The 13,651-nt window shown below is 36.9% G+C and carries 10 protein-coding genes; 5 read left to right on the plus strand and 5 right to left on the minus strand.

Annotated elements, in window-relative coordinates:
• Nucleotides 1–222: 222 nt before the first annotated feature.
• The 3 genes from GQR59_RS04180 to lolB all read right to left on the minus strand — a co-directional run bounded on the left by GQR59_RS04180 (nucleotide 223) and on the right by lolB (nucleotide 2,731).
• Nucleotides 223–1,170, minus strand: a complete 948-nt coding sequence (locus GQR59_RS04180) for a ribose-phosphate pyrophosphokinase (protein ID WP_025565760.1) — start codon at nucleotides 1,168–1,170, stop codon at nucleotides 223–225.
• A 65-nt stretch (nucleotides 1,171–1,235) separates the two neighbouring features.
• The gene (gene ispE / locus GQR59_RS04185) at nucleotides 1,236–2,108 is read right to left on the minus strand and encodes a 4-(cytidine 5'-diphospho)-2-C-methyl-D-erythritol kinase (RefSeq protein ID WP_160062390.1); all 873 of its coding nucleotides are present in this window, start codon (nucleotides 2,106–2,108) and stop codon (nucleotides 1,236–1,238) included.
• Between the two features lie 11 nt (nucleotides 2,109–2,119).
• A complete protein-coding gene (gene lolB / locus GQR59_RS04190; RefSeq protein WP_160060826.1) occupies nucleotides 2,120–2,731 on the minus strand; it encodes a lipoprotein insertase outer membrane protein LolB in 612 nt (203 codons plus the stop codon).
• Between the two features lie 428 nt (nucleotides 2,732–3,159).
• On the opposite strand from lolB, the gene GQR59_RS04195 reads away from it, so the two are divergent.
• Entirely contained in the window at nucleotides 3,160–5,031 is a 1,872-nt protein-coding gene (locus GQR59_RS04195; RefSeq protein ID WP_160060827.1) for a sensor domain-containing phosphodiesterase, read from the plus strand.
• 236 nt (nucleotides 5,032–5,267) lie between these two features.
• Here GQR59_RS04195 and recN read toward each other — a convergent pair whose 3' ends face one another.
• A complete protein-coding gene (gene recN, locus GQR59_RS04200) occupies nucleotides 5,268–6,953 on the minus strand; it encodes a DNA repair protein RecN (RefSeq protein ID WP_160060828.1) in 1,686 nt (561 codons plus the stop codon).
• Between the two features lie 237 nt (nucleotides 6,954–7,190).
• Nucleotides 7,191–8,090, minus strand: coding sequence for an NAD(+) kinase (gene nadK, locus GQR59_RS04205; protein ID WP_160060829.1), 900 nt, complete (start codon nucleotides 8,088–8,090; stop codon nucleotides 7,191–7,193).
• 139 nt (nucleotides 8,091–8,229) lie between these two features.
• On the opposite strand from nadK, the gene grpE reads away from it, so the two are divergent.
• The 4 genes from grpE to uvrY all read left to right on the plus strand — a co-directional run bounded on the left by grpE (nucleotide 8,230) and on the right by uvrY (nucleotide 13,547).
• The gene (grpE, locus tag GQR59_RS04210) at nucleotides 8,230–8,829 is read left to right on the plus strand and encodes a nucleotide exchange factor GrpE (protein ID WP_160060830.1); all 600 of its coding nucleotides are present in this window, start codon (nucleotides 8,230–8,232) and stop codon (nucleotides 8,827–8,829) included.
• A gap of 545 nt (nucleotides 8,830–9,374) precedes the next feature.
• The gene (gene dnaK, locus GQR59_RS04215; protein ID WP_160060831.1) at nucleotides 9,375–11,294 is read left to right on the plus strand and encodes a molecular chaperone DnaK; all 1,920 of its coding nucleotides are present in this window, start codon (nucleotides 9,375–9,377) and stop codon (nucleotides 11,292–11,294) included.
• 103 nt (nucleotides 11,295–11,397) lie between these two features.
• Nucleotides 11,398–12,522 carry a molecular chaperone DnaJ gene (dnaJ, locus tag GQR59_RS04220; RefSeq protein ID WP_160060832.1) on the plus strand — a complete coding sequence of 375 codons (1,125 nt, stop codon included), beginning with the start codon at nucleotides 11,398–11,400 and terminating at the stop codon, nucleotides 12,520–12,522.
• Nucleotides 12,523–12,902: 380 nt separating this feature from the next.
• Entirely contained in the window at nucleotides 12,903–13,547 is a 645-nt protein-coding gene (gene uvrY, locus GQR59_RS04225; RefSeq protein ID WP_025563534.1) for a UvrY/SirA/GacA family response regulator transcription factor, read from the plus strand.
• Nucleotides 13,548–13,651: the final 104 nt, after the last annotated feature.

The raw sequence follows: 13,651 nt of genomic DNA on the forward strand, positions 1-13,651 counted from the left end.
TCTTCAAATTAAAATAGATTATCGTTTGCGACCAGCGATAACCGCCTTCCCACCAAAAAGGGTGTATAAAAAAGGCGCGCCATAGTAACCCAGTAAAGACTTTTGTACAATTTAAATGCAAATTAAATGCAAAAAAAAACGCTTATTCATAACAAATAAGCGCTTTAAAAAATACATATCAAATAGGTGTTAACTATCTATTTGATTTTTAGTAATAGAATCTTAGTAATGGAACATTGCAGAAATTGATTCTTCATTACTAACACGACGAATCGCTTCAGCTAACATACCACTTAAAGTAAGTTGTTTAACTTTACCTGTTGCTAAGATTTCAGCCGTTAGTGGGATAGAGTCAGTAACAATGAATTCATCAATAACTGAATTTTTAATGTTCTCTACTGCTGAACCAGAGAATACTGCGTGTGTTGCGTAAGCGTATACAGAAAGTGCACCGCGTTCTTTAAGTGCTGCTGCTGCTTGACATAATGTACCGCCAGTATCGATCATATCATCAACGATAATACAGTTACGACCTTCAACATCACCAATCAAGTGCATTACTTGTGCAACATTTGCTTTAGGGCGACGTTTGTCAATGATTGCTAAGTCAGCATCGTCTAATAGTTTAGCATGTGCACGAGCACGTACAACACCACCAATATCAGGCGATACGATCATTGGGTTGTCTAATTTTTTCTCTAACATATCTTCTAATAGCACAGAGCTACCGAATACGTTATCAACAGGTACATCAAAGAAGCCTTGAATTTGCTCTGCATGTAAATCAACAGTCATTACACGGTCAACACCAACATTAGAAAGGAAGTCTGCGACTACTTTTGCTGTAATTGGAACACGGCTTGAACGAACACGACGGTCTTGACGTGCGTAACCAAAGTATGGAATTACTGCTGTAATACGACCAGCAGATGCACGACGAAGGGCATCGATCATCACGATCAATTCCATTAAGTTATCATTGGTTGGTGCGCATGTAGATTGCACGATGAAAATATCATCACCACGAACATTCTCATTAATTTGCACGTGAATTTCGCCATCACTGAAACGACCTACGTCAGCGCTTCCTAGTTTGATGAAAAGACGATCTGCTATTTTCTGAGCTAGATCGGGTGTTGCGTTACCTGCAAATAGTTTCATGTTTGGCACTGTGAGGACCTCTTTCATCCTGTTGATTTGGCTAATGGCAATATGTCATTAACAAGTGTAATCAATTATAAAGCAAATTGATTAGTCTGATTTTTTGTAGTCAATAATTCACGAAGTGGTGAAATATTTAAGCCTTCCGCGGTGAAACAATTCAACCATTCTGGCATTTTTTGTGCTAATAACTCAGCTTCATTAGCATGGCTAAATGTGCTAAAAACACATGCGCCTGTCCCTGTCATTTGAGTTGGTGCGTATTCTAGCAACCAGTCGATAGTATTAGCAACCTCGGGATAATGTTTTTTAACACAAGGTTCACAATCATTTGTCCATTTATTGTTCATAAGTTCTTGGTGGGAAAGCTTTTTACTGTTTCTTTTTAGATCTGGATTTTTAAAAACATCCGGTGTAGAAATATGACAACTAGGAGTCGCAACAAGGTAGTGTGATTGTTCAGTGGAAATAGAATGCAATTTTTCTCCTACCCCTTCAGCAATCGCAGCTTTTCCGTGTACAAAAATAGGCACGTCAGCACCTAAGCTTTTGCCTAACTCAGACAAAACGTGCTCGCTTAAGTTTAAATTCCAGTGGTAATTTAGCGCAACTAATGTGGTTGCTGCATCTGAAGAACCACCACCTAAACCTCCTCCCATTGGCAAGTTTTTCTCTAACTCGATATGTGCACCAAACGAACAGTTGGCATGTTCTTTAAGTAGCATCGCTGCTTTATAAATGAGGTTACTTTCAAGTGGGACATCTGGAATAGCAGGGCTAATGGTTATATTGCCACTGATGTTGGCATGAATAGTAAGGTAATCACAGCGATCGATAAACTGAAATAGTGTTTGTAATTCATGATAACCATCGGGACGTTGCCCTGTGATGTAAAGAAAAAGGTTTAATTTAGCTGGCGCAGGCCAGCGAATAGTATCTGGATGCATAATAAGCTCGATTAATTTTCTACTTTCCATTGATTAATGGCAATTTTAAGGCGGATATTATCTCGTTTAAGGTCAACTCTCTTAGGTAGGGCTATGCCAGAGAAGTTTTGGTATTGCTGAAAGCTAACTTCCCATATGTTTTGACTTGCGTCGAAGCCTAAAATATCACTAACTTGTTGTTGGTCATTTAGTTGGTATGACGCATTAGCAGGGTTACTTTTAATCCATTGTTGTAAAGCTGAAATAGGTAAGTCTAGGCCAGGAGATAACTGCTTAATTAATGTGTTTGCATCTTTCCCTGTAAATACTTCATCATCATTATTAATGATCTCAACACCTTGTGCATTTTTAGTGACTTGCAAAATGCGAGTACCAATAAAGGTGGTTAATTGAATAGAATAGTTATCGCCTTGTTGTTTCCAATATATATTGGCAGTTTGACGATCATTTTCAAGAAAGATTGCTAATTTACCGGTGAGCGTCCAATGATCAAGTTGTTGTAACTTTTGCTGCTGTTGCTCCCAGGTTAGGTTCGTTGATAAAGGCACATCTTCAATATCTGATGCGAATTGTGAACAACCTGAAAGCACAATGATAGAAAGCAGTAATAGAATTTTTTTCATTTTTAAAACCAGTCATAAAAAGTGTTTTTAATATAGCAAAGTATTTAATTGATAGCTTTGTTCCTCGATAAAAATATTTAGATGGTTTAAGTCTCTACTAGTTCAATAAATACAAAGGGATTACAAATGAATCGCTTTTGAGCTTATCTACTTACTAAATGATTAAATGGCTGATTTTATTTTTTCTGCTACTTTCAATAGGTGTTGATGGCATATTTTAGCCTAACTTAGTGCTTTAGAGTCATTAATTTAATAAAAGTTTATTACTTTAGATGTATTTTTGTATCAATTGTAAGCTTTATTATCATAGAATGGTTTTATTGTGGTGTAGATGATCTTCTCATCAATACATTAAATAGTCGCATTGATGAATGCAGCTTATAAAAAATTGACATATAAGGTGTAAAGATTGATTAAGGGTAACTTTCATGCATTTACTGGATAAGTTTTTAACGTTACAACAATCTTTAACGAATTTAGGTGTGCAAAATAGCCAATCAGATAAAGATGATTCAGATATTAAAATACAAGTCATTCTAAAATCTTGTTGTCAATTATTAAATGTAGCGCGTGCAAGTCTATGGCTTTTCAGCGAAAACAAAAAAACTATTGTTTGTCATTATCTTTATGTAAAAGCCGAAGATAAATTTGAAGCTGGCTTAGAAATTCCTGAAACAACTTATCCCGAATATTTTAAAGCACTTAATACAAGTAGAGTTATCAACGCTGATAATGCTAGAACGGATTACCGCACCCGAGAGTTCCTTGATGGTTATTTAACACCATTAAATGTTATGTCGATGCTTGATGCCCCTATATTTAGAGATGGAAAACTGGCGGGAGTACTTTGTATTGAACAAACACTTACTGTGCAACATTGGGATATGGCAGAAATATCTTATGCGGCTTCGGTAGCGGATAGTATTTCACTCGTTTATGCCCAATCTTATTGGTTTTTTGAAAAACAAAAAATGCGTTATATGGAAAGAGTTGATCCATTAACTTGTTTAGAGAATCGTTTTTTCTTCCAAAAAAGAATAACTCAAGATATCACCCATGCCATTTGCAATAGTAAATTTGCTGTCATTCTGATCGGTTTGGATGATTTTACTAATATTAATACCCGATTTAGCTATGATTTTGCCAACAAATTATTGTGTGAAGTAGCTCGTCGATTAGAGAAAGTCACTTGTGAAGCTTCTTATAGCCTTTCTAGGGTTGGAGGGGATCTCTTTTCCTTATGGTTACCTACTATCATAGATAAACGTCAATTGGACGAGGTAGTTTTAGACATCAAAGCGCAGTTTATTGATGAATTTAAAACACTGAGCAATGAAGTGATCAATTTAACGGCTAGCCTGGGAGTATTTAGTTGTAATGTCAGTGAGTTAGTGGATAAAGATCCGCTTCGTAAAGCTGAAATTGCAATGCTAAAAGCTAAGCAAGAGGGTAATGGTTCAATCTCTTATTTTAATCCTATTTGGTTAATAGAGCATCAAGAAGAAGCCGTACTTGAAAAAGAATTTGTTGATGCTTTGCATAATGGTGAAATCGTAGCTTTTTATCAGCCAATTATAAAACAAGATTATCAAACGTCTGGTTTTGCTTTGGAAGCCTTAGTACGTTGGCTACATCCTGTTAAAGGGGTTATTACCCCTAATATCATTTTACCCATTGCTAAGCGATTAGGGTTAATGGGTGAACTGGGTAATGTTATTTTTGAACAAACTTGTATGGATATTAAAGAGTTTATTAACTTAGGTTTAAACCTTAAAAAAGTATCTGTCAATATATCTTCCGAACAACTGTTTTCTCCACTCTTAATTAAGCAGATACAACACTGTTTAGATGCCTATCAGGTATCGACGTCATTAATTGAATTTGAAATCGTAGAAGAATTGATAGCAGGCGATTTTGAAGTGTTGTCTAAACAAATGGAAAAGCTAACGGATTTAGGTATTAAGTTGTCTATTGATGACTTTGGCACGGGGTATTCTTCACTTTCTCGTTTAAAGAACTTAAATGTCTCTAAGTTGAAAATTGATAAGTCTTTTGTTGATGGTTTACCTAGCGGTGAAGAAGATATCTGCATTGTTCGTTCAATCATCGGTCTTGCTAAAGGAATGGGACTACAATTAGTAGCTGAAGGTGTGGAATGTGAAGAACAGGCTCAATGGTTATTTGAAAATGATTGTGATTACCTGCAAGGGTACTTAATCTCTAAGCCTATCCACTCTACTGAAATTATTAAGCTGATGTCTCAAAAGAATGATTTTTTTGCTGCAAACACTAAACACTAAACATTAGGCTTCACTCTTTAAAGAGTAGAAAAGGCATGTATGTTTGTTTTTTCTCTTTTTTTGAAGGGTAATTTACTGTTCATTGAGTGCCATCAGTAATGGCCCTAATAGCCTGAGTGAAAGTTTTTTAATGAGCCAGGCATTAAAAACAGTGTGTTGTGATATGCGTAAATAAGATGTGAAAAGCCCCTGCAAAAAAGCAAGAGCTAGATAATGATAGTCATTCGACGGTTATTTTAACTTTTAACTATTAACAGCTCTTTAGCATTCGCTAATGTATGTTCGGTAATACTATCCCCACCTAGTAACCTTGCTAATTCCTGAACGCGTTGTGTTTCATCTAATAATTGCATCATAGTGTTGGTGCTCTTACCATCACTATGTTTATTTACCGTCATTTGTTGATGACCATTTCCAGCTACCTGTGGAAGATGTGTTACACATAATATTTGAGTACTTTCACCTAATTGACGTAACAAATTACCGACGACGGCTGCCGTTGCACCACTGATACCAACATCAACTTCATCAAAAATTAATGTAGGGGTTGAAATGCGTTGGCTGATAATAACTTGAATTGCTAAACTAATACGTGATAGTTCACCACCTGAAGCAACTTTTCCTAAGTTTTGTAGCCCTTGACCCGCATTAGCGGCAACTTGGAATTCAATTCCATCAATACCAAGAGGGCTTAAACTATCAGTGTCATGTTGTGTCATTGCGACTTCAAATTGCCCATCTTCCATATTCAATTTTTGAATACTTTTAGTGATTTTTTTGCTTAATTCTTTTGCGTAGCGTTGACGGCTTTGGCTTAGTTTTTGTGCATGTTTTATGTAATCTTGTTTTGCATTATCTAGTTCTATAGTTAACTGCTCAATTTGCGCTTCGCTATTATTAAGTTGCTGATACTCTTTACTTAATTTTTGATGAAATGAATAAAGCATTTCCGGTTGAATTTGGTGTTTTCGAGATAGGGTCATTGCTTGGCTTAACCGTGACTCTAATTGTTCAAATTGCTCTGGATCTAGCTCTAGTTGTTCGCAGTATTGGCGCAACTCATAACCAGCTTCTTCAATTTGAATTGCAGCTTCTTGTAATGACTCTAGAATATTGGTTAGTTTATTATCGTGTTGTACTTGTGATTCAAGTAAGGAAATACTTTTTTGTAATAAGCTTAATGTATCTACTTCATCTGAATCGGTTAATAAGTTTAAGCTTTTTTGAGAGTTTTCAATAAGCGCACCACTGTTTGCTAATTTTTTATGTTCAGCTTCAATCTCTGCAAATTCATTTTCAGCTAATGCAAACTCATCCAATTCAATAATTTGATATTCAAGTAATTGTTTACGTGCTTGTTTTTCTTGTTGGCTAAGTTGCTGTTGTTGTAACTGTTTTTTCAGAAAATGGCAGCCTTGGTAGGTGTCTTTTACTTTTTGTAATAGTTGTTGATGATTTGCATATTCATCAATAATCGATAACTGTATGTCACTGCGTAGTAGGCTTTGGTGAGCATGTTGTCCGTGGATATTAACCAGTAATTGCCCCAAGCTTTTTAGCTGTGATAACGGTACTGGTATTGCGTTAATGTAAGCGCGTGAACGTCCTTCTCGGGTGATCACTCGACGCAGCAAACATTCATTAGCGTTATCACTGAGGCTATTTTCTAGGTCGTTATTTTTTAACCAGGTCAAAGCATTTGGTGTATCGCTTAAATTAAAACGAGCACTGACTTCTGCTTTATCTGTTCCTTGGCGGATCATTCCTGCATCAGCTCGCGCACCTAAACATAAACCAAGTGCATCAATGGCGATTGATTTACCCGCCCCTGTTTCACCAGTAATGGTGGTCATGCCTTGGTGAAAATCGAGCTCTAGAAATTTGACGATTGCAAAGTGCTGAACGGTTAATTGGCTTAGCATAAAATTGACATCCTATGATGATATTAACAACGATAAAACTACTGGTTAAAGATACAGCTTAAGAATGTAGTTTAGTACTGTTTTTTTAAACAGTAAAGTGTTGCTTATCTATTTTATGTAAATAATTTAAATTTTGCAGGGAGAAAGAAATTAGTTTGAAAGTTGGGTAAGAGACAATATTAAGGATCACTTTCAGTACTTTGAATGACAGATAAAAGTACTGAAAGCAAAGTGAGGTTAAAAAAGTTTATTACCCCAACCAAATTTATTATGTAATACATGGAAGTAGTTATAGTTTTGTGGGTGTAATAAATTCAACTTATGTTGTGTCTTTTTAATCACCACTTCATCGCCAGGCAAAACCGATAAGTTAACATGACTATCGCAGCTAATTTGCATTTCTGTTGTATTAGATTGCGCTATTTTTAATCGCACAACACTATTGGCATCAATAACAATAGGGCGGCTGTTAAGTGTATGTGGGAACATGGGTAATAAACTAATTGCATCTAGTTTAGGTGTTAATATTGGGCCGCCTCCTGATAATGAGTAAGCTGTTGAACCTGTTGGAGTGGATAGAATCAAACCATCTGCACGTTGATTGATCATGAAGTTATCATTAACATACACTTCAAATTCAATCATATGCGCAATTTTATCAGGGTGTAATACTGCTTCATTAACCGCTGTGCTACTGCTTTTTAAATGCCCATGACTGTAAACTTGTGCTTCTAATAAAAAACGGTTCTCGGTTTGGTAGGTCCCTTCCAATACTTCAGTTAGCGGCTTTTCAAAGTCTTCAGGATCTAAGTCTGTTAAAAAACCTAAATTACCTCGATTAACTCCAATTACTGAAATGTCGAATCTTGCGAGCACTCTTGCAGCTCCTAACATGTAGCCATCACCACCGACCACAATAGCTAAATCACATTTTTGGCCGATGCCGACTAAATCTTCATAACGTATTTGTGGTAATTCTAAGTCATCGGCAAGACGAATATCGACAATGATTGAATGACCTTTGGCTTGCAAAAAAAAGTATAAACTAGTTAGCGTTTGTAATGCTTCACTGTGCTGTGGTTTGCCAATTAACCCGATGGTTTTAAATTGGCTTTGTTGCTCACTATTCAGACTCATAAAATGCCTATTCAATAAAATGTAATGGTTTTCAGTATACCTCTTAAAAATGTTTTTATTAACAGGCTTGAAACTATTAATACTATCCCCATAATAGAGCGTATAATATTGACCAAACGACATTAGGTAGGATTTAACTATGAGTGAAGAACAAAAAAAGACTGTAGAAGAAGCAATTGAAACTGTTTTGGGTGACGAAGCGGTTGAAGCTGAGTTAGTAGAAGAAGTAGTTGCAGACAAAGGCGATGATCAAGCGGCTTTGATTGAAGAGTTAACTAAAAAGCTAGCGGCAGCTGAAGAAGAAATTAAAGAGCAAAAAGATCTTGTGATCCGTGCTCAAGCATTCTCTCAAAACGAAATTCGTAAAGCGGGTATTGATGCAGAGAATCGTCGTAAATCAGTATTAAAAACATTTGCTAATGCATTAACACCTGTTGTTGATCATTTAGAATTAGCAATTCTGCACGCTGATAAAGAAAATGAAACGCTGAAACCTATGGTTGACGGTGTTCAAATGACATTAACTGAATTACTGAAAGCAATTTCAAGTATCGGTATTCAACAAATTGATCCAATGGGTGAAGCATTAAACCCTGAAAAGCATCAAGCAATGAGCATGCAGTTTGTTGAAGGCGTTGAACCTAACCAAGTTGTTGCTGTAATGCAAAAAGGCTATGAATTAAGCGGTGGTCAAGTTATTCGTCCTGCAATGGTTGTGGTTTCAAAAGCCGCTGAGTAATGAGTGCGTTATAAAAATACCATCAATTAATTATTGATAGAAAAAAGGCACTTCGGTGCTTTTTTTGTATCTGGTGATTTATTTTCTAGAGGTTAAAAATAATTTTTATTCGCTAACAGTTTTCATTCGCTAACTTAGTATGACGTGGTTCCTTCTTTTTACTCTTCACCTCATCTTTTTTATTCATGTATCTATTTAAATTACTTTTGTCTATGAATAAGCGTAGTTTAGCTAACACATGTTTTCTTTAACTTATTGATTATTAGTTAATACTTTATAAGTTAGTGGCCTTGGATACTACTGCTTTTATCTTTCCTTTAATGAGCTACTTTAATATTTATTTGATATTGCCTATTGCTTGATGGTTAATACGATTAAGTTGTGTCACTTTTTTTATTTATTTTAAAAAAAATTGCATTTATTTTGCTAGTTGCCCTTGAAACACAGAAATAGCCCCTTATATATAAAGTATCGAACAGACACTGCCAGCGTGCAGATAGTCAACTAAACAAGTAACAACATTAACAAGTGTGGAGAGAGTTAAAATGGGTAAAATTATCGGTATTGATTTAGGTACTACAAATTCATGTGTTTCTGTATTGGATGGTGATGTAGCTAAAATTATTGAAAATGCAGAAGGTGAGCGCACAACTCCTTCGATCATTGCTTATGCAGAAGATGGCGAAATATTAGTAGGTCAACCTGCTAAACGTCAATCTGTTACTAATCCGCAAAACACTCTATTTGCTATTAAACGTCTTATCGGTCGTCGCTTTGAAGACGAAGAAGTACAACGTGATATTAAAATCATGCCTTACAAAATCGTAAAAGCTGATAACGGTGATGCATGGGTTGAAGCGCGTGGAAACAAAATGGCTCCACCGCAAATCTCTGCTGAAGTGTTGAAAAAAATGAAAAAAACAGCTGAAGATTACCTAGGCGAAAAAGTATCTGGTGCTGTAATTACTGTACCTGCTTACTTTAATGATGCACAACGTCAAGCAACTAAAGATGCTGGTCGTATCGCTGGTCTTGATGTTAAACGTATCATCAATGAGCCAACGGCTGCTGCATTCGCATACGGTGTTAATAACTCTAAAGGCGACAGCGTTGTTGCTGTATACGACTTAGGTGGTGGTACTTTCGATATCTCAATCATTGAAATCGATGAAGTAGATGGCGAAAAAACATTTGAAGTACTAGCAACTAATGGTGATACACACTTAGGTGGTGAAGATTTCGATAACCGTCTAATTAACTTCTTAGTTAAAGAGTTCCAAAAAGACCAAAACTTCGATCTAACTAAAGATCCACTTGCAATGCAACGTGTTAAAGAAGCAGCTGAAAAAGCAAAAATCGAGCTTTCTTCTGCACAACAAACTGATATCAACCTGCCTTACATCACTGCAGATGCATCAGGTCCTAAACATTTAAACATTAAAGTAACGCGTTCTAAATTAGAGTCTTTAGTTGAAGATATGATTAAAGCAACACTTGAGCCTTTACGTATTGCGCTTAAAGATGCTGATTTGTCTGTTGGCGATATCGATGACGTTATCTTAGTTGGTGGCCAAACACGTATGCCTTTAGTGCAAGCAACTGTTGCTGAATTCTTTGGTAAAGCGGCTCGTAAAGATGTTAACCCTGATGAAGCTGTTGCAATGGGTGCTGCGATTCAAGGTGCTGTACTTTCAGGTGACAAAACTGACGTTCTATTATTAGACGTTACACCGTTATCTTTAGGTATCGAAACAATGGGTGGCGTATTAACGAAAGTTATCGAGAAAAATACAACTATCCCAACTAAACAGTCACAAACGTTCTCTACTGCTGAAGATAACCAAAGTGCGGTAACAATTCACATTCTTCAAGGTGAGCGTAAACGTGCTGCAGATAACAAATCTCTAGGTCAATTTAACCTTGAAGGTATTCGTGCTGCAACGCGCGGTGCACCACAAATCGAAGTTACTTTCGATATGGATGCTGATGGTATTTTGCATGTATCTGCTAAAGATAAAGATACAAACCAAGAACAAAAAATTACGATTAAATCAAGCTCAGGTCTATCTGACGAAGAGATTGAAAAAATGGTAAATGATGCTGAAGCAAATGCTGATGCAGATAAAAAGTTTGAAGAAGTCGTTACTGCACGTAACCAAGCTGATGCTTTAGTTCATGCAACTAAGAAACAAATCGAAGAAGCTGGCGATGCACTACCTGCTGACGAAAAAGAGAAAATTGAAGCTGCACTAGCTGAACTTGAAACTGCGTCTAAAGGCGAAGATAAAGCTGAAATCGAAGCTAAAACTCAAGCGCTTGCTGAAGCATCTCAAAAACTAGGTGAGATTGCTCAACAGAAAGCACAAGCTGGTGAAGCAGGTGCAGAGCAACCTGAAGCACAAGCTAAGCAAGATGATGATATCGTTGATGCTGAGTTTGAAGAAGTAAAAGACGAGAAAAAATAATTAGGTAACCCCTAAATAAGTAAGATCGTTTCAACTCGCGGGTTATGGATTTATCTATAATCCGCGTGTTTGTTTTCAATAAACAGAGATTTGAGAAATAACCATGTCTAAACGAGATTGTTATGAAGTACTTGGTTTAGGCCGAGATGCGACAGAAAAAGAAGTTAAAAAAGCTTATAAACGCTTAGCGATGAAGTACCATCCAGACCGTACCAAAGGCGATGATGCGCTAGAAGAAAAGTTCAAGGAAGTAAAAGAAGCTTACGAAATTCTTAGCGATCCTCAAAAGAAAGCGGCATTTGATCAATATGGTCATGATGGTGTTAATCAACAAGGTCACGGTGGTGGTGGTTTTGGTGGTGGTGGTTTTGACGATATATTCGGAGATATCTTTGGTGGTGGGCGCCGTGGCGGTGGCCAACAACGTGCGCAACAAGGTTCTGATCTACGCTACAATATGGAGTTGACATTAGAAGAGGCCGTTAAAGGTATCTCTAAAGAGATCCAAATTCCTACTTTAGTACATTGTGAGCAGTGTAATGGTTCTGGTGCTAAAAAAGGAACTGAATCTAAAACCTGTGGTACGTGTCATGGCCAAGGCCAAGTGCAAATGCGTCAAGGTTTCTTTGCGGTTAACCAAACCTGTCCTACATGTCGCGGTAAAGGTAAAATCATCACTGACCCATGTAACAAGTGTCATGGTGAAGGCCGTTACGAACGCAGTAAAACATTATCAGTTAAAATTCCTGCAGGCGTTGATACTGGCGACCGTATCCGTTTAAGCGGTGAAGGCGAAGCTGGAGAGCAAGGTGCACCAGCAGGTGACTTGTACGTACAAATGAATGTACGTCCACATGATGTGTTTGAGCGTGATGGTAATGACTTATATTGTGAAGTACCGATTAGCTTTACAGAAGCGGCGTTGGGCGGTGAAATTGAAGTCCCTACATTAGATGGACGTGTGAAGCTTAAAATCCCTGCTGAAACGCAAACAGGACGTATGTTCCGTATGCGTAATAAAGGCGTTAAGTCAGTACGTAGCCATTCTACAGGTGACTTGATGTGTAAAGTGACCGTAGAAACACCGGTTAAGTTATCAATCAAGCAAAAAGAATTGTTGAAAGAGTTTGAAAGTTCTTTATGTTCAAGCAGCAGTAAAAAGCATAAACCTAAATCTGAAGGTTTTTTGAATAGTTTGAAAACATTCTTTGATGACATAAGTAAGTAATTTATTGAGTGTTAATATAAGGCCACTTTCGAGTGGTTTTTTTTTATGCACCTCATAATCAATAGTTTGCTATGATATCGCTCACTCAAGTTAGATGATTGGGAATAATGCGATTAAAACAGGTCTTAAGGTAATATTTATTATCAATGTGTAATACAATATCTGCCTGTTTTTATTAACTAAACCTATTAAATAATTAAGTAGGTCAACTATTTTGAGTCGAGTTATGATGACTTTCTTAATAACTGTTAGGTCGCTCAGGACATCGCTTTTTTTAATTATGTGATGTTTCTTTATGTGGTTAGCATGATTCACGACAAAATGAGTTTTAGCCTATTTAGTAGAATGAGTAATTATTTGCTCTATACGGAGAAGTTTTAGTGATAAATATCCTGCTGGTCGATGACCATGAATTAGTTCGTACAGGGATAAGCCGTATCATTGATGATGTTCGAGGCATGAAAGTAATTGGCGAAGCTGAAAGCGGAGAAGACGCTGTTAAGTGGTGCCGCAGTAATGAGCCAGACGTAATCTTAATGGATATTAATATGCCTGGTATCGGTGGACTTGATGCAATGCATAAGATTTTGCGCATTAATGAAGATATTAAAATCATTATGCTAACGATGCATACTGAAAATCCATTTCCAACCAAAGTAATGCAAGCAGGGGCGGCTGGCTATTTAAGCAAAGGGGCCTGTCCTGATGAAGTGTTGAATGCAATTCGTATTGTGAATTCTGGGCAACGTTATTTAGCGCCTGAAATCGCACAGCAAATGGCATTGTCACAATTGTCACCAAGTGATGAAGATCCATTCCGAGTATTATCGGAACGTGAACTACAGATCATGATGATGATAACCAAAGGACAACGTGTTGTTGATATTTCAGAGCAACTAAGTCTAAGCTCTAAAACGGTCAATAGTTACCGTTACCGTTTATTTGATAAGTTAGGTGTACAAGGCGATGTTGAATTAACCCACCTTGCTATCCGTTACGGCATGTTAGATGCAGATACGCTCTAAAAGCCGGTTTCAAATACATAAATTAGGCGCCTATTTTAGGTGCCTTTTTATATGTACTATTGAAGCTTATTTGATAACACTTGTATTCAAATAGTAAGTGCATA

It is taken from the genome of Psychromonas sp. L1A2, from assembly GCF_009828855.1.
Classification (GTDB): domain Bacteria; phylum Pseudomonadota; class Gammaproteobacteria; order Enterobacterales; family Psychromonadaceae; genus Psychromonas.